Origin of the sequence: Empedobacter sp. GD03861 (assembly GCF_029840885.1) — a bacterium.
Lineage (GTDB): Bacteria > Bacteroidota > Bacteroidia > Flavobacteriales > Weeksellaceae > Empedobacter > Empedobacter falsenii_B.
In genome coordinates this window covers 21,187-39,125 of the sequence record NZ_JAOCDJ010000022.1, presented here as the reverse complement: position 1 = coordinate 39,125, position 17,939 = coordinate 21,187, and the positions used below count along the sequence as shown (strand labels likewise).

Here is a 17,939-nt window from a genome sequence, read left to right as displayed (position 1 = left end):
TTACTCATACTTTGCGGATTTGGCCACGGTACAAACTGATCTTTCACTGTACTTTTATGAAATTCAATATTCTGAGCGGTTTTACGATCTGCATAATTATTAATCGGACCGCGTCCGTAATAGTTGTAATTGCTCAAATTTTCTGGTAATTTCAATTCATAACCTAAACGCGCTAAAGCAAGCGATTCGTCATTTGAAGTAATACTTGACGATAATTCGATTGAACCATCTGGATAAATCGTCCAAACTTGATTTGAAGTAAATTTGAAATCATTTTCCCCAAATACTTGGTCTTTGTGTTCTTCGATCTTATATGTTCCAGAAGTACCTCCTAAAAGTGATGCGCTATTTGGCGCTTGTGATTCTACAACATACGATAATACAATTGCGCCATCTTTTCTTGTGTAAGAAGTTGATGATAAAACTTTGTGTTTTAAATTATGTAAACCTTTTTGAAACCATTGCTGATACGCCCAGTTGTCATTATCCATTGGTGCACGATAAGCATCTAATTTTGGACCGTCACCATCTTTAATAATCGTTTGGTTATTATAATTTAAACTATAAATAGTTCCAGTTTGATTATCAAATTTTACAGCGAAACCATTTCCACTAATTGTTTTTAGTTTTTCTGAATCTGTTATGGTAATTTGATTTGTTTTTTGAACTTCTTGAATTGTCGGAATTTGTTCTGCAGCTTTCACAAAAATTTGTTCTTCCATTTGAACATAATCTTTCTTCGCCCACAATTGATCATGATTTTGCTTGAATTGAATTTTTACAAAATACTCTGATGTAGGTTTTAATTTTGATTGATTAATTGGTAAACGAACGATTTGTTTTTCGCGAGGACTAATGATTTTTTTAGGCTCAATAAAAGCTGTACTTCTTTCAATTTCGATTCCATCTTCGTATAAAGCCCATTCTGGCGTGTAATCTTCTAACGAAATGAAATAATTTTTATTAAAAATTTCGATTTCACCATTCAAGATATTTGCAGGTTTTACACCAACATTTTGATAGACTTTTTTAACTTCCCAGTAAGAAGGTTTTTCCTTTAAATCAGCGAAAACTAATCCATTGTTTACAAACGTTCCGTCATTTGGTTTATCCCCGAAATTACCTCCGTAAGCGAAGAATTTTTCGCCTGTCTTTTTATCATAATAATACATTGCTTGGTCAACCCAATCCCAAATAGCACCTCCCATAAAGAAGTTGGTAGATTCCATTGCTTCCCAATAATCTATCAGATTTCCAGCTGCATTTCCCATTCCATGCGCATATTCAGAAATATGGAAAGGATATTTTAACTTATAATTTCCTTGTACAGCACCACGAACCCAATTGATAGAAGGGTATTGATTAGATCCCATATCAACAATTGCATTATTTCGCTCGTATTGAACAGGACGAGAAGTATCAATTTTTTTGATTGCATTGTAGGCTTCAACAAAATTATTTCCAGGACCAGCCTCATTTCCTAAAGACCAAATAACGATAGAAGGATGATTGATTGTTGCATGAACCATCTCTACATTACGTGCCACGTGCGCATCTCTCCACTCTTTTGGATGAGAGATTGAAGCTTCACCGTAGTAATATTGGTGACTTTCTACATTGGCCTCGTCCTCTAAATAAATCCCATATTTGTCGCATAAATAATACCAATAAGGATCATCTGGATAATGTGAGTTACGAACATGGTTAATATTTGCACGTTTCATCAACTTAATTTCTTCTTCCATCTGTTGACGTGTCACAACTTTTCCTTTTTCAGGATTTGTTTCGTGGCGGTTAACACCTTTCAGTTTTACTGTTTTTCCATTTACATAGAAATAACGTCCAGCCAAACCAAACTCATCATCTTCAGCTTTTGTATCTTTAATTTCAACCTTTCTAAATCCTACATTCGTCGAAACTGTTTCGATTGTTTTGTTCTTTACATCTTTTAATTCTCCAACTAACGTATAACGATAAGGACGCTCTGCTGACCAAAGATTTGCATTCTTTAGTTTTAGTTTTAGTTTGTAAATAGATGAAGAATTAGGATTGATTGTAACTGCATCAGAATTGATAATATATTCAGTTGTTGCAATTTTTTCAGTTTCGTCGCTGTATAATTTATTTTGATAAAGTGTATAAGCAATTTTATAACCTTTTGCGACTTTATTTGATAAATTTCTAATATCAGCCGAAATATTTAGTTCACCATCTTTATAGTTATTCGTTACATCAGGAATTACAACCAAATCTCTAACTTGGATTTTCGGTTTTGATGTTAATGAAACTGTACGAAAAATTCCTGGCAATCTAAACATATCTTGTGCTTCTAAGAATGAAGCGTCAGAATTCCTATAGACTTCAACTGCTACAGAATTTTCACCTTTTTTATTTAGATAAGGTGTAATGTTAAATGAAGCTAAATTTCTAGAATTTTTAGAAAAACCAACATATTTTCCATTAATCCATAAGTAGAAAAATGAATCTACTCCATCAAAATTCATGTAAATATCACGTCCATCCCAATTTTTAGGAACATCGAATGTACGTTTATACGAACCAACTTCATTTCTATAAATATATGTTGTCCAATCTTTGTTAGGCTCTCTCATTACACCGCCTTTCCAATCATCAACTTTTACAGCATGCTGAAAAATAACTTTTTGATTGACATAAATTGGAACACCATATTTTAAATCTCCATTTTTCTGAATTCCAAAAATATTCCAACTCATCGGGACAGGAACATCAGCCCAAGAAGAGGTATCAAAATTGTTTTCGTAAAAATTTTTCGGTCTTTCGTTTGGGTTTTTTACCCAATTAAATTTCCAAGTACCATTCAAATTCATCCAATATGGACTATTTTCTGGTAAAAGTTTTACAGCTTGATTTTGATTCTCAAAAGAGAAAAAATAGCTTTTAGGTAATTCTTTGTTGAAGGATAAATTCATTGGCGATTCCCATTCGTTACCGTCTGGAGAATCTTTCATTCCGTAATTGAAGCCCCCTAAATTATGAGTAAAAGGATTTTCAATTGGCGGATTTATTTGTGCAAAAGTTGTCTGAACAACAAGTGCAGAAACAATAACTTTACTGTATTTTGTTATAAGATTCATTTTTCAATAAGCATTTTTAATCACGTGTTAAACAAATATAGTCTAGATTATTAAATGATTATGCTTATTTGAAGAAGTAAAAATAAGGTGATAAAATTGTAAATAATTGTTTTTTAATCTTATGAATGATTAATGATTTTTTTTCTGAAATAAATAGAATTATAGAAAAATTTTAATTTGATTAAAAGAATTGTTTAAAAAGTATTATTGTAAAAAAAGACCACTTGCAAAAGTGGTCTTTAGATTAAGTTTTCAGCTTAAATTATATATTTTTTGAATTTGCACAGCTGTAATTAACTGGACCATCGTTTGGAATATCTTTTAAAATATCTAATAAATAATCCCAGAATTTTTGTACAGAAGCAATTTCTACTTTTTCGTCAGGAGAGTGAGCACCAGAGATGTTTGGACCAAAAGAAATCATATCCAAACCTGGATAATTTGTTCCAATTATTCCACATTCTAAACCTGCGTGGCAAGCCACAACTTTTGGTTCTTCTCCAAATTTTGAAACATAAATTCCTTTCATCAATTCTAAAATTTCAGAATGAGTATTTGCTTTCCAACCTGGGTAAGAACCAGAGAATTTAACCTCAAAACCACCTAATTCGAAACCAGCTTTTAATGTTTGTGCTAATGCTTCTTTACCTGATTCTATAGAAGAACGCGTTAAACATAAAACACGAGCGTTTCCGTCAATAACTTCTACGCGAGCCACATTGTTAGATGTTTCTACTAAACCTTCAACATCTGGACTCATTCTGTAAACACCATTGAAAGCTGCCATAATTGTTTGAACAAAAACTTTAGAATCTTGTGCTGACATTGCAGAAGTCGCATTAGTAGATTCTAATGTAATTACCATTTTAGGCTCTTTTGTTTCGTATTCTTCAATGATTTCTGTACGTAAAGTTTCGTAAGACGCTTTGAAAGCGTCAACTTTATCTGTAGGAATCACAATTTTAGCCCAAGACTCGCGAGGAATAGCGTTACGTAAACTTCCACCTTCCATATGAGCGATTTGTAAACCAAATTCAGTTGCAGCATTTAATAAACGAGCAATTAATTTGTTCGAATTTCCTAAACCTTCGTGAATTTGCATTCCAGAGTGTCCACCGTTCAAACCTTTTAATGTTAAGGTAAAAGCAGTTCCGTTAGTAGCTTCTGTAGTGTAAGCTTTTGTCGCCGTTACATCAACACCACCAGCGCAACCAATGTCTAATTCATCATCTTCTTCGGTATCTAAGTTCAACAAGATTTTCCCAGATAAGAATCCAGCTTTCAAACCTAAAGCACCAGTCATTCCAGTTTCTTCGTCAATTGTAAAAAATGCTTCAATAGCTGGATGAGGAATATCTTTCGATTCTAAAATAGACATAATTGTCGCAACTCCAATTCCGTTATCTGCACCTAAAGTTGTTCCATTTGCTGTAACAAATTTATCATCTTCAATGTACATTTCAATTCCTTGTGTTTCAAAATCGAATGTTACATCGTTATTTTTTTGACAAACCATATCCAAGTGCGATTGCATGATCACTTTTTTACGGTCTTCCATTCCTGGATAAGCAGCTTTTTTGATTAAAACATTTCCTACTTCGTCCGTTTCGACAGGTAAACCTAAATCTTCACCAAATTTGATGATGAACTGACGTACTTTTTCTTCTTTCTTAGAAGGTCTTGGAACTGAATTCAATGCTGAGAAGTTTTTCCAGATTGCTTTTGGTTCCAAATTAAGAATATCGTTATTCATTGTTTGTTTTTTATTGTTCCTCAAAGTTACGGAATTGCGACAATATAGTTTTATTAAAGAAGTTTTAAATTTTAAATAAAGCCAAAAAATCCCTTCAATTGAAGGGATTTTTTGGCTTTATATTCTCAATAACTATCTTGTCGAAGGCATTGGAGATTCTTTGTCTACAACTGGTCTATTTTCGGCGTTTGCTAAAATCCAAATTGTATTGAAAGCCAATTTTGTACGACGCGTCAATAAATCATATTCAATTTTATCTGGCGTATCGCCTGGTTTGTGGTAATCATCGTGCACTCCGTTAAAAAAGAAAACAGATGGAATGTTATGTTTTGCAAAGTTGTAGTGATCCGAACGATAATAAAAACGATTTGGATCATCTGGCGTATTGTAACGCATATCTAAATCAATTCCTAAACCATTGTTTGCAGCTAAAACAGCTTTGTGTAAGTCAGAAGACAACATTTCAGATCCAATAACATACACAAAATCTCTTGTTTTTTCGTTGTGCTCATAATCTACGCGCCCAATCATATCAATATTAACATTCGCAACCGTGTTTGCAAGAGGAAAAATTGGATGCTCCGAATAATATTTAGAACCTAATAAACCTTTTTCTTCACCAGAAACATGTAACAATAAAACCGAACGTTTTGGACGGATTCCTTTTTTCTCAGCTTCGCGGAAAATACGACCAATTTCCATCACAGCAACAGTTCCAGAACCGTCATCATCAGCGCCAGCATATAATTTTCCGTCTTTTATTCCTTCGTGATCATAATGAGCAGAAATCACCACAATTTCTTCTGGTTTTTCTGATCCTTTGATGAATCCCATTACATTTCTCATTTGACCTTTTACACGGCTAAAAGTACCTGCAGGAATAATTTGGAAATAATTATTATTTGGTCCATTAATTCCTAACTCTTTGTAATAATTAGAAATATAATTCCCCGCTTTTATTTCGCCTTCACTTCCAGCATTTCTACCTTCCATATCAGGCGCAGCAATGATGTAAAGCTGTTTTTTCAATTCAGCTTCAGAAATTTTATCTGTATATTTTACAAGACTCTTTTGATATTTCTCCTGAGAAATTGGTTTTGTAGAATCACAACTTACTAAAGTAGCAGCTAAAGCAATTGCAAATAAAAATTGTTTCATGTTAATTTTTTGAATTAAATTTAAAATTAATCTAACCAAGTAAAATAAAAAAGAAAATTTGAATAAAAAACCAATATTTATACGGATTCTATCCGTTTTTGGGATTGTCTTTTTTATATTTGCCCGTTTTTTAAATAAATTATGTCACAATTATTCAGAAAAAAATCTGTCGAATCCATTTTAGCAGAGTCTGCAAAGAACACTTCTACAATGAAAAGAACGTTAGGTGTTCGAGATTTAACAGGTTTTGGAATCGCCGCAATTGTTGGAGCTGGTATTTTTAGTACCATTGGTCGAGCAAGTTTTGAAGGTGGTCCAGCAGTTATCTTCCTATTTATATTTACAGCAATTGCCTGTGGTTTTACAGCTTTTGCTTATGCAGAATTTGCTTCGTTAGTGCCTGTTTCGGGTAGTGCGTATACCTATAGCTATGTTGCATTTGGAGAATTATTTGCTTGGGTAATTGGTTGGGCATTGATTATGGAATATGCGATAGGGAATATTGTGCTCGCGATTTCGTGGAGTGATTATTTTACCACCTTGCTCTCCGGAATGGGATTACATCTGCCAGAATGGATGACAATGGATTATTTTACGGCGAGAGAAGGTTTTGAGTTTGTTTCGAATGAGTTAGCGAAAGGTAAAACATTAGAAGGAATTGCGAATTCGCCTTATGCACAAGAAATCCCAAAATATTTAGCTTTTAAAGATGCACCATATTTAGGATTTAATTTAGTGGTGGATATTCCTGCATTAATCATTACTTTTTTGATTACAGCTTTGGTTTATCGCGGAATTAATGAATCGAGAAAAGCAAGTAACGCAATGGTTGTGTTAAAATTAGCTGTGGTACTTTTAGTAATTGTGGTTGGTGCTTTTTATGTGAATCCTGATAACTGGAATCCTTTTGCTCCGAATGGAGTAGGTGGAGTTTTGGCTGGAGTTTCATCTGTTTTTTACGCTTATATTGGGTTTGATGCGATTAGTACAACTGCGGAAGAATGTAAAGATCCGAAGCGAGATTTGCCTCGTGGAATTTTTGCGTCTATTATTATTTGTACTGTTTTATATGTGCTGATTGCGTTGGTAATTACAGGAATGGTTCATTATTCTGAATTGAATGTTGGAGATCCTTTGGCCTATGTTTTTGATAAAATTCAAGATTTAAAATGGTTGGCAGGAATTATTGCTTTTTCGGCTGTAGTAGCGATGGCGAGTGTATTTATTGTTTTTCAAATTGGACAACCTCGTATTTGGATGACAATGTCTCGTGATGGTTTATTGCCTAAGAAATTTTCTACTATTCACCCAAAATTTAAAACGCCTTCTTTTGCAACTATTTTTACTGGATTTGTAGTAGGTATTCCTATTTTATTTACAGATTTAGAATTGGTTGTTGACGCTTGTTCTATCGGAACTTTGTTTGCTTTTGTGTTAGTTTGTGTGGCTGTACTTCGTATGGATGCCGATCCTAATGCGAAAAGAGGAAATTTTAAAACGCCTTTTATCAATGCAAAATACATTATGCCAATTGTAACTGCGGTGATTGTATTTTTATGCGCAACAACGTTTAAAGATGATTCGATTGATTTCTTTACGAATAAACCGCAACCTATGCCAGTTGAACATTTTGTAAGTTCGTTAACGCCAAAAGAACTAAAAGATTCTTATGCAACAATTAATGAATTAACAGGATCTGAAATTGAATTTTTGGATGATTATTTGGCTCAACTATCACCAGAACAATACAAATCTACTTTGAGCAAATTGCCAGTTTATGAAGATAAGAAAATGGAAAAAGGTTGGGATGTTTTCAAACACAAAATTCCAATGATTCTATTCTTAATGATTTATGTTTTTATGGTAGTTAGAACATTTTTCAAAAGAACATCTATTATTCCGTTAGCAGGAATGTTGTGTTGTTTTTATATGATGGCACAATTAGGATTGAAAAACTGGATGATTTTCTTGATTTGGATCGCAATTGGTTTGACAATTTATTTCACTTATGGTTATAAACATAGTAAGTTGAGAAATATTTAAACTTAGAATAAATAATAAAATTATCCGATTGTAAGTAATTATAATCGGATTTTATTTTTAGGATAATTTATATTTGAAAAAAATTATTCTTATGAAAAAAATACTGCTTAGTTTATTTATTGTTTGTTCAATATATTCTTTTGGACAAGATGTAGATATAAAAAAAGGAAAAATCTCAATTAATAAAAAAGAGGTTGCAACAATTGACGGAAAAAAGAAAGTTTATACAATAGCAAATATTGATAATGTTCCAGTAGCAACAATCAAATGGAATTTTGAATTTATGCCTGATGGATCAAAATCTTATTGGTTTACTATAACAGATTTGTCAACAAATGATGTAAATGATGTGGTAACTGAAGGAGTTGGGAATTCTATTAGCCCAGAAAAAATTATTGTTGAAACTTTCTCAAAAGGTGAATATAAAATCTTTAATGAAAACGGAATAGATAAAGATCTATTAAAAACATTAGTCGCTACAAATAAGCGAAATAGAGCAGAAGAGGTTTCAAATGAAAAAGAAAAAATTGAAATAAATTTAAGTGAAGTAAAATCTCTTTTTGATAATAGTAAATTATCAATAGATTCTTCGGGTTCAGTATTAAAAGAAAGTAAAAAAGTTGGGAAAATTACATTTACAACATTTATAAATGAGAAGTCTTATGAATTGTTGAATTCTGAAGGAATTGAAATAGGAAAATGGAAGAACGGAATCTTTACTTTGAATAATGGTTCTACTTATAAGGTTGAGGAAACAAATAATCCCTTAAATAGTCCAATGGTCAATGGAAAAGATAAAAACTCTAAGTTTTTTGTGAATTTAGTTGGTTTTGCCTTAAAAGAAGGTTATTCATTTTAAAATTATATGAAAAGCGATTCAATTTTGAATCGCTTTTTTCTTAAAATTATTTCATCAAATAAGTTATATAACTTCTTTATTTCACCTCAAAACTCTACCTTTGTCTTATAAATTTGACGACAAATGTTTAGAACTCATACTTGTGGTGAATTAACACAAGCCAACATTAATGAAAAAGTAACGTTAAGCGGTTGGGTATCAACGCTACGTGACAAAGGTTTTATGATGTGGATCGATTTACGTGATCGCTACGGAATCACACAAATCATCTTAGATGAAGAACGTTCTTCGAGAGAATTATTTGAAACTGCTCGTCATTTAGGACGTGAGTTCGTAATTCAAGTTACAGGAACTGTAATCGAAAGAGCTTCAAAAAATCCAAACATTCCAACAGGAGATATCGAAATCTTAGCAGAGAACATTACAATTTTGAACGCATCTGCATTGCCTCCATTTACAATCGAAGATAATACAGATGGTGGAGAAGATATCCGTATGAAATATCGTTATTTAGATATTCGTCGTAATCCAGTAAAAGAAAAATTAATCTTCCGCTCTAAAGTTGCGCAGGAAGTTCGTAAATATTTAGATGCACAAGAATTTGTAGAAGTTGAAACTCCAGTTTTAATCAAATCTACACCAGAAGGTGCACGTGATTTTGTGGTTCCTTCTCGTATGAATCCAGGTGAATTTTATGCATTACCACAATCACCACAAACATTCAAACAATTATTAATGGTAGGGGGTCTAGACCGCTATTTTCAAATTGTAAAATGTTTCCGTGACGAAGATTTACGTGCAGACCGTCAACCAGAGTTTACACAAATTGACTGTGAAATGTCATTTGTTGAACAAGAAGATATCATGAATGTTTTCGAAGGTTTAGCAAAACATTTATTACATACTTTCAAAGGATTAGAATTTGAACAATTCCCACGTATGACATTTGCAGAAGCAATGCGTCGTTATGGAAATGATAAACCAGATATTCGTTTTGGAATGGAATTCGGTGAAATCACAGACTTAGCTAAAGGAAAAGATTTCAAAATCTTTGATGAACAAGAATTAATTGTTGGTATTGCTGCGGAAGGTTGTAATGCTTACACACGTAAAGATATTGATAAATTAATCGAATGGGTTCAACGTCCACAAATTGGGGCAACTGGTCTTGTTTGGGCACGTTACAACGAAGATGGAACATTTAAATCTTCTGTAGATAAATTTTATTCGCAAGAAGATTTAGCAGCTTGGGCAGAGCGTATGAACGCAAAACCAGGAGATTTAATGTTGGTGATGTCTGGTAATACAAACAAAGTTCGTGCGCAATTATCGGCTTTACGTATGGAAATCGCAGAGCGTTTAGGATTACGTAATCCAGAAGTTTTTGCTCCATTATGGGTTGTAGATTTTCCTTTATTAGAATGGGACGAAGAATCTGAAAGATATCACGCGATGCACCATCCATTTACTTCTCCAAAACCAGAGGATATGGAATTAATTGCGACTAATCCAGGTGAAGTTCGTGCAAATGCTTACGATTTAGTTTTAAATGGTAATGAAATCGGTGGAGGTTCTATTCGTATTTTCGATAAAGAAGTTCAAGCCAGAATGTTCGAATTATTAGGATTTACTCCAGAACAAGCAGAAGCGCAATTTGGTTTCTTAATGAACGCTTTCAAATATGGAGCGCCACCTCACGGAGGTTTAGCATTCGGTTTTGACCGTTTTGTATCGATTTTAGATGGTTCTGAAACAATTCGTGATTACATCGCGTTCCCTAAAAATAATTCAGGTCGTGATGTCATGATTGATGCACCTTCTCCAATTGATCAAACACAAATGGAAGAACTGAATATTGCGTCAACATTTGTTGTGAAATAAAAAGAAAAAATTTTCTATAAATATTAAAGACTACTTAAATAAGTAGTCTTTTTTTATTGATTAATTTTAAATTACATCACAATTTCTAAATGTAGAAGCAAAACCTTTGCTGTATCTTTGCAATCGTAAATAGAGAATAAATTGGAATTAAAAGAGCATTTAAGGCGTAATATCAAATTAGCATTTCCTGTAATGATAACTCAAATGGGGCAAATTTCTGTCAACATTATTGATAACATTATGGTTGGTGGTTTAGGAGGAATATATGATAATATAGAAGATGAGGTTTTGGGTAAAACAGCTCTAGCAGCAGCTTCTTTAGGAAATTCATTGTTTTTTGCAGTTTTAGTATTTGCTTTTGGATTTAGTTTTGCGTTGTCACCATTGATTGCGGCAGAAGATTCGAAAGGCGATAAAAAAATGGCTGCAAATTATTTTTCGCACAGTTTGGTCTTAAATATTACGTTATCAATCGGTTTATTCTTATTGATTACATTCCTAAAACCGCTGATGTTCTACATGGGACAACCCACTGATGTAGTAGAAAAATGTATTCCATATCTTACGATTATGACATTTTCGATGATTCCATTGATGATTTTTCAAACGTTTCGTCAATTATCAGAAGGTTTATCTTTAACGATTCCTGTTACAATTGCAACTGTTTTGAGTAACGTGATTAATATTACGTTAAACTATGGTTGGATTTATGGAAACTGGGGATTCCCACGTTTAGAAGTTGCTGGTGCAGCTTGGGGAACATTCGTTGCCCGTTCAGTAATGATGATTTTCTTGATTATAGTTTTATTTAATTTCAAGAAAACGAAATCTGTTTTACAAGAAGTTCAATTTAAGGCAAGTAATTTTCAGAAAGCTATTTTCAGAAAAATTGCTGGAATTGGAATTCCAACCGCGTTAACTTCTTTCTTCGAAATGAGTGCATTCTCTTTGGCAGCCTTTGTTTGCGGTTATACATTTACAAATTCTATTGCAGATCAAGAATTAGCTAAAGTAAATTTAGCAGCGCATCAAATTGCGATAAATTTAGCTTCCACAACTTTTATGATGTGTACAGGAATTGGAGTTGCAGCAACGGTTCGTATCGGAAATCAATTAGGTTTAAAAGATTACAAAACCTTACGAGAAGCAGGTTGGTCTTGTATTTTAATGGTTTTATCATTTATGATTTTGTGTGGAATTTTGTTTATTATTTTCCGTTATCAGTTACCAACAATTTATTTAGACAATCCAGACGTTATCAATTTAGCTGCATCATTATTAATTATTGCCTCGCTTTTCCAAATGTCAGATGGCGTTCAATTGGTATTATTAGGTGCTTTGAGAGGAATGACCGATGTTAAAATTCCTTCTATTCTAACGTTTATATCATATTGGTTAATCGCAATTCCGATTGGTGTAGTATTAGCAATTGTTTTCGAAATGCGTGCGTTTGGAATGTGGATTGGTTTAGGAACTGGATTAACAGCTTCGGCAGTGTTTTTGATGATTCGTTACAATCGTCAAACGAAGAAAATGATTAGGGAAAATCCTAATACAGAAATAATTTTAGAAGATAAATTAAAAAACATATAAAATGGAATTACCAAAATTTTTATTGGCTGATAACTCTACAATGCCAGACAAAATCTTTATTTTACATACAGATTATCCTCGTTTTTTATTAGACGTAGAAACTGACGATATCGAGTGGTTTGAAGATATTTCTGAAGAAGAAGATAACGAAGAATTTAATACTGAAATTGCTAATTTAATCGAAGACGCTTTAGATTTTTATGATCAAGAAATGTCTTTGTTAGATGACGAAGAATAAGTCTTAAATTAATAAAATTTCCATGTTTTTATTGGTGTAAGATTTACACTAAAATAATTTTATATGCTTGCATTATAATTTTTTTATTAGTATTTTGCAACTAAGAAAATTATTCAAAACCATGGAAATAAAAAGATTATTTGATTTTCCACAAAATCAATTAGAAAATAATCCTCGAGAAGATGCATTGGTGTCTAAGGTGAACGGAACTTGGGTGAAAACATCTACGCAAGAATACGTTGCCAAAGCAAATGCATTTAGTCGAGGATTATTACAATTAGGAATCAAGCCACAAGATAAAATTGCAATAGTCACTTCAACTAATCGTACCGAATGGAACATCTGTGATATCGGTATTCAGCAAGTTGGAGCGATTTCCGTTCCATTATATCCAACACTTTCCGAAGACGATTTTGATTATATCTTAAACAATGCTGAATGTAAATTTATCATTGTTTCTGATAAAGGTTTATATGATACGGTTGCAGCCGTAAAAGATAAAGTGTCAACATTGGTTGGTATTTATAGTTTTGATGAAATTGCTGGAGTTCCAAATTATAAAGAAATTTTAGATTTGGGTGAAGATAATTCAACACAACATGAAGTAGATAGTATCAAAGAGATGATAAAACCTTCTGATATGGCAACTTTGATTTATACTTCTGGAACAACAGGTCGTCCGAAAGGTGTTGTATTAACGCACGAAAATATCGTTTCTGATGTTTTAATGTCTGTTGATCGTATTCCAGATTTTCCAAATCATGCGATTGCGTTAAGTTTTCTTCCGATTAATCATGTTTTCGAACGTATGTTGATTTATTTGTATCAACATTTGAGTATTGGAATTTGGTATGCAGAAAGCATCGATAAATTAGGAGATAATATGAAAGAGGTCAAACCACATGTAATGACGGTTGTGCCTCGATTAGTTGAAAAGGTTTACGATAAAATTTACAATACAGGTGCTTCTGCAGGAGGTCTTAAAACGAAAATTTTTATGTGGGCTTTAAGCCTTGTTGAAGATTACGATCCTTATAATCCAAAAGGTGGATTATTTGGGTTGAAACATTCTATCGCGAAAAGTTTGGTTTTCAGTAAATGGAAAGAAGGAGTTGGAGGAAATTTAGTATGTATGGTGTCGGGATCTGCACCTTTAGCAGCACGTTTGAATCATATTTTCTGGGGTGCTGGAATTCCAATTTTAGAAGGTTATGGTTTGACAGAAACTTCTCCTGTAATTTCGGTGAATTGTATGAAGAAAGACGGTTTCGGAATCGGAACTGTTGGTGCTCCATTAAAAGGAATCGAGGTTAAAATTGCAGAAGATGGAGAGATTTTAGTCAAAGGTCCTAACGTTACACAAGGTTATTATAAAGATCCTGAAAAAACTGCTGAAGCATTCACGCCAGATGGTTATTTTAAAACGGGTGATATTGGAGTTCTTGAAAGAGGTTTACTTAAAATTACTGATCGTAAAAAAGAGATGTTCAAAACTTCTGGAGGAAAATATATTGCACCTCAAATTATTGAAAATAAGTTTAAACAATCTCGTTTTATCGAGCAAGTAATGGTTGTTGGAGAAGGAGAGAAGATGCCTTGTGCGATTATTCAACCTAATTTTCAAGTGTTGAAAGATTATTTACGTATCAAAGGAATTGCTGAACCTGCAACGAAGGCAGATTTAATTAAAGAGCCTGCAATTTTAGATATTATAGGTCGTGAAATTGAAAAAATGAATAAAGGTTTAGGACATTGGGAACAAATCAAAAAGTTTGAATTAACTCCTGATGAATGGACAATTGATGATGGATTATTAACGCCAACATTAAAATTGAAACGTAAAAATGTCTTGGCTAAATATCAAGATTTATACAATAAATTATACGATAAGAAATAATAAAAAATCCCTTCAAAAATTTTTGAAGGGATTTTTTAATTTTATAATAATTAAGTTTTAATCTCGTCGTCCGCCCATTGCCATCATTACAAAATAAAGTAATTGCGCTAATGAACCAATCGCCGCTACTACATAAGTTCTTGCAGCCCATTTTAATGAATCTTTTGCGCCTTCATATTCGTTTGGCATTACCATATTGTTTCCTTTTAACCAAGCTAACGCACGGTTGGAAGCGTCATATTCTACAGGTAAAGTAACAAATGCGAAAACTGTTGTTACCGCAAATAAGAAAATACCAATCCACAATAAAGTTGCATTTTTAGATGAAGCCATTACGATTAATCCTAACATCAAAATCCATTGATTTAAGCGAGATGCAACGTTTACCATTGGAACCATTTTCGAGCGTAATTGCAACATATTATATCCAACCGCATGTTGTACTGCGTGACCACACTCGTGCGCTGCAACTGCCGCCGCCGCTGCATTTCGTTCGTGGTAAACAACTTCCGATAAGTTTACCGTTTTATCAGCAGGATTGTAATGATCCGTCAATTGTCCAGGAGTAGATATAACACGAACATCGTGAATGTTATTATCAGAAAGCATTTTTTCGGCAATCTCTTTTCCTGACATTCCGTTTGCTAAATGTACTTTCGAATAATACTTAAATTTACTTTGCAGTCGGTTACTAACAAACCAACTAATCAGCATAAATAACCCAATAATAATGTAATAACCTGTCATCTATTTTCTATTTTATTTTTTAATCAATTTTAATATTTATTCAAAATTCAAAAAGTATTCCAATAAGTGAATAGAGACAAAAATAGCAGAAAAGTTGGTTTTTTGGCAGAGTTCTGTATTAAATCATATAAAAAATAAACAAAAACTGACATTTTGCTCAAAAATTTTTGAATTGAAATTACAAAACTCATTACCTTTGTAAGCTATGAGTATTCGCATAATAGAAGTACAATCAAAACACGATTTGGAAGCATTTATTAAGTTTCCGATGAATTTGTATAAGGATAATCAATATTACGTTCCACCCTTTATTAATGAGGAGAAGGAAACATTAGATGTTTCTAAAAATCCCGTTTTTAAAGATGCTGAAGCGCGTTATTTTCTTGCTGAAAAAGAAGGTAAGATTGTGGGACGTGTTGCGGCAATTATCAATTGGCAAGAAGTCAATAATCAACAAAAACGTAAAATGCGTTTCGGCTGGTTTGATATGATTGATGATATCGAAGTCACGAAAGTACTTTTGGCAAAAGTCACGGAAATAGGTAAAGAAAATCAATTAGAATATATAGAGGGACCAGTTGGTTTTTCGAATTTGGAAAAGGCAGGTTTGCTAACTTTCGGATATGATAAATTGGCTACAATGGTTGGTTTATATAATTTTCCGTACTATGCGCAACACTTAGAATCATTAGGTTTTGAAACGGCTAATGAGTGGGTGGAATATGAATTGGCTGCACCAACAGAATTGCCAGAAAAGGTTATCAAATTTAATAAAATTATTCGAGAACGTTACAAATTACGAGAATTGAAGTTTACAAAAACTTCTGAAATTATTCCGTATGTCGACGAAATGTTCGATTTGTTAGATAAAACTTACAGCGAATTGGATACTTATGTGCCAATTGCGGATTACCAAATAGAATATTACAAAAAGAAATATATTCCGTTTATCAATCCAGATTTTGTGAACTGTATTGTTGATGAAGACGGAAAAATGGTTTCGTTTGCAATTACGATGCCTTCTTACTCGAAAGCGATGCAAAAAGCGAAAGGTAAAATTTTTCCTTTTGGTTGGTGGCATTTGATGAAAGCAAGTAAAAATAATGATTCTGCTCAATTTTATTTGATTGGAATTGATCCGAAATTTCAAGGAAAGGGAGTTACAGCATTGATTTTTAATGCAATGTTTGATACGTTTAGAAACAACGGGATCAAATTTTTGGAAACAAACCCTGAATTAGCGGACAACGAAAGTATTCAAGTTTTATGGAAAGCTTATGATCCTGTAAATCACAAACGTCGCAAAACTTTCAAGAAATCAATTTAGTATAAATAATAATGTTGTATATTTTGGATTAAAATTCGTCAATTCGAGTGATTTTTAGAAAGATTATTTCTGAAAATTATATCGAGAATTAAGATGAATTATATTTTCTAAAAATTTATAGCATAGAACTTATAAACGTATAACGTAAAAAATATGTTTGATATTCATCAATTAGAGAAAGAATATTCAACTTTCAGACAAGAAGGTTTTGATTCGAAATGGTTAAATTTTGAAGCTTTAAATCAATATTTTTCATTAAAATCAACTCAAAAAGAACAAATTGGAACATCTTTTTTAGGAAACGAGATTTATAAATTAAGTTTCGGCACTGGAGAAAAACGTTTATTAATTTGGTCTCAAATGCACGGAAACGAATCTTCTGGAACGCGTGCAATGTTTGATGTGATTAATTTTTTTGAACAAAAATCTGAATTAGCTCAAACCATTTTATCTCAATTGACGATTGATTTTATTCCGATGCTAAATCCTGATGGTGCAAATGTTAATACACGTAGAAATGCGGTTGGAATTGATATTAACCGTGACTTTTTAGCAAAAGAATCAACAGAAATTCATGTTTTGCTGAATCAAGTGGAGAAAGGAAATTATCAAACGTTATTCAATTTGCATGATCAGCGTACGATTTTCAATGTTGGACAAACAGCAAAACCTGCAACGCTTTCTTTTTTGGCGCCTTCTTACAATGTTGAAGAAGATGTAAACGAAGTTCGAGAAAAAACGATGGGAATTATTCAGGCAATGAATATTGAATTGCAAAAAGTAATTCCTGGTCATGTAGGTCGTTATACATCAGAGTTTTATCCGATGTCTACTGGGGATAATTTTACAAAAATGGATTATCCGTGCGTATTATTTGAAGCGGGACATTTTCCAAATGATTATCAACGTAATACAACAAGAAAATACAATGCATTGGCTATTTTAGCAGGATTGAATGCTTTAGCTACGCAAGATAACTTTCCGTTTGATGAATATTTAGCGATTCCTCAAAATGGACAAAAATATTTGGATGTTGTGATTCATAATGTTCAAATTCTGAATGGAGATAATTCTTCTATTGTTGATTTGGGAATTTATTTTGAAGATGAATACAACGAAGAAAATAATTCGGTAGAGCAAATCGCAAAAATTATTGAAATTGGTGATTTGCGAAAATTTATTGGTCATCTCGAAATTGATGCTGAAAAACAAGTTTATAAAGGAGCATCCAAAAATTATCCTTTATTGAATCAATTGGCGACTTTCGAAATTGGCTCAATTAAAGTTGAAAATGGTCAAATCATTTCATAATTATTTATACATTTAA

The 17,939-nt window shown here is 32.7% G+C and carries 12 protein-coding genes; 8 read left to right on the top strand and 4 right to left on the bottom strand.

Annotated features, from left to right (window positions below; translation table 11 throughout):
- From N5D03_RS10505 to N5D03_RS10495, 3 genes are all read right to left on the bottom strand, one after another.
- The coding region (locus N5D03_RS10505) for a glycoside hydrolase family 2 TIM barrel-domain containing protein (protein WP_280051613.1) at positions 1–3,116 on the bottom strand (3,116 nt) is incomplete at its 3' end.
- A gap of 262 nt (positions 3,117–3,378) precedes the next feature.
- Complete coding sequence (locus tag N5D03_RS10500; RefSeq protein ID WP_280051611.1) at positions 3,379–4,869, bottom strand: aminoacyl-histidine dipeptidase; 1,491 nt, start codon at positions 4,867–4,869, stop codon at positions 3,379–3,381.
- Positions 4,870–5,001: 132 nt separating this feature from the next.
- A complete protein-coding gene (locus N5D03_RS10495) occupies positions 5,002–6,027 on the bottom strand; it encodes a M28 family peptidase (RefSeq protein ID WP_280051609.1) in 1,026 nt (341 codons plus the stop codon).
- 141 nt (positions 6,028–6,168) lie between these two features.
- Between N5D03_RS10495 and N5D03_RS10490 the strand changes: the two genes are divergently transcribed.
- From N5D03_RS10490 to N5D03_RS10465, 6 genes are all read left to right on the top strand, one after another.
- Positions 6,169–8,070: an amino acid permease gene (locus N5D03_RS10490; protein WP_280051607.1), complete on the top strand. Its 1,902-nt coding sequence runs from the start codon at positions 6,169–6,171 to the stop codon at positions 8,068–8,070.
- Positions 8,071–8,161: 91 nt separating this feature from the next.
- A complete protein-coding gene (locus N5D03_RS10485) occupies positions 8,162–8,929 on the top strand; it encodes a hypothetical protein (protein WP_038336344.1) in 768 nt (255 codons plus the stop codon).
- A 123-nt stretch (positions 8,930–9,052) separates the two neighbouring features.
- A complete protein-coding gene (aspS, locus tag N5D03_RS10480; protein WP_280051604.1) occupies positions 9,053–10,810 on the top strand; it encodes an aspartate--tRNA ligase in 1,758 nt (585 codons plus the stop codon).
- Positions 10,811–10,951: 141 nt separating this feature from the next.
- On the top strand, positions 10,952–12,403 hold the full coding sequence (locus N5D03_RS10475; protein WP_280051602.1) for an MATE family efflux transporter: 1,452 nt from the start codon (positions 10,952–10,954) through the stop codon (positions 12,401–12,403).
- Between the two features lies 1 nt (position 12,404).
- Entirely contained in the window at positions 12,405–12,641 is a 237-nt protein-coding gene (locus N5D03_RS10470) for a hypothetical protein (protein WP_038336082.1), read from the top strand.
- 121 nt (positions 12,642–12,762) lie between these two features.
- Positions 12,763–14,538 carry a long-chain fatty acid--CoA ligase gene (locus N5D03_RS10465; protein WP_280036061.1) on the top strand — a complete coding sequence of 592 codons (1,776 nt, stop codon included), beginning with the start codon at positions 12,763–12,765 and terminating at the stop codon, positions 14,536–14,538.
- A 57-nt stretch (positions 14,539–14,595) separates the two neighbouring features.
- Here N5D03_RS10465 and N5D03_RS10460 read toward each other — a convergent pair whose 3' ends face one another.
- The gene (locus N5D03_RS10460; RefSeq protein WP_115001061.1) at positions 14,596–15,285 is read right to left on the bottom strand and encodes a zinc metallopeptidase; all 690 of its coding nucleotides are present in this window, start codon (positions 15,283–15,285) and stop codon (positions 14,596–14,598) included.
- A gap of 205 nt (positions 15,286–15,490) precedes the next feature.
- On the opposite strand from N5D03_RS10460, the gene N5D03_RS10455 reads away from it, so the two are divergent.
- Together N5D03_RS10455 and N5D03_RS10450 are read left to right on the top strand one after the other, a co-directional pair.
- Complete coding sequence (locus N5D03_RS10455; RefSeq protein ID WP_125350449.1) at positions 15,491–16,612, top strand: GNAT family N-acetyltransferase; 1,122 nt, start codon at positions 15,491–15,493, stop codon at positions 16,610–16,612.
- A gap of 153 nt (positions 16,613–16,765) precedes the next feature.
- Entirely contained in the window at positions 16,766–17,923 is a 1,158-nt protein-coding gene (locus tag N5D03_RS10450) for a M14 family zinc carboxypeptidase (RefSeq protein WP_280051600.1), read from the top strand.
- The last annotated feature ends 16 nt before the right edge of the window (positions 17,924–17,939 follow it).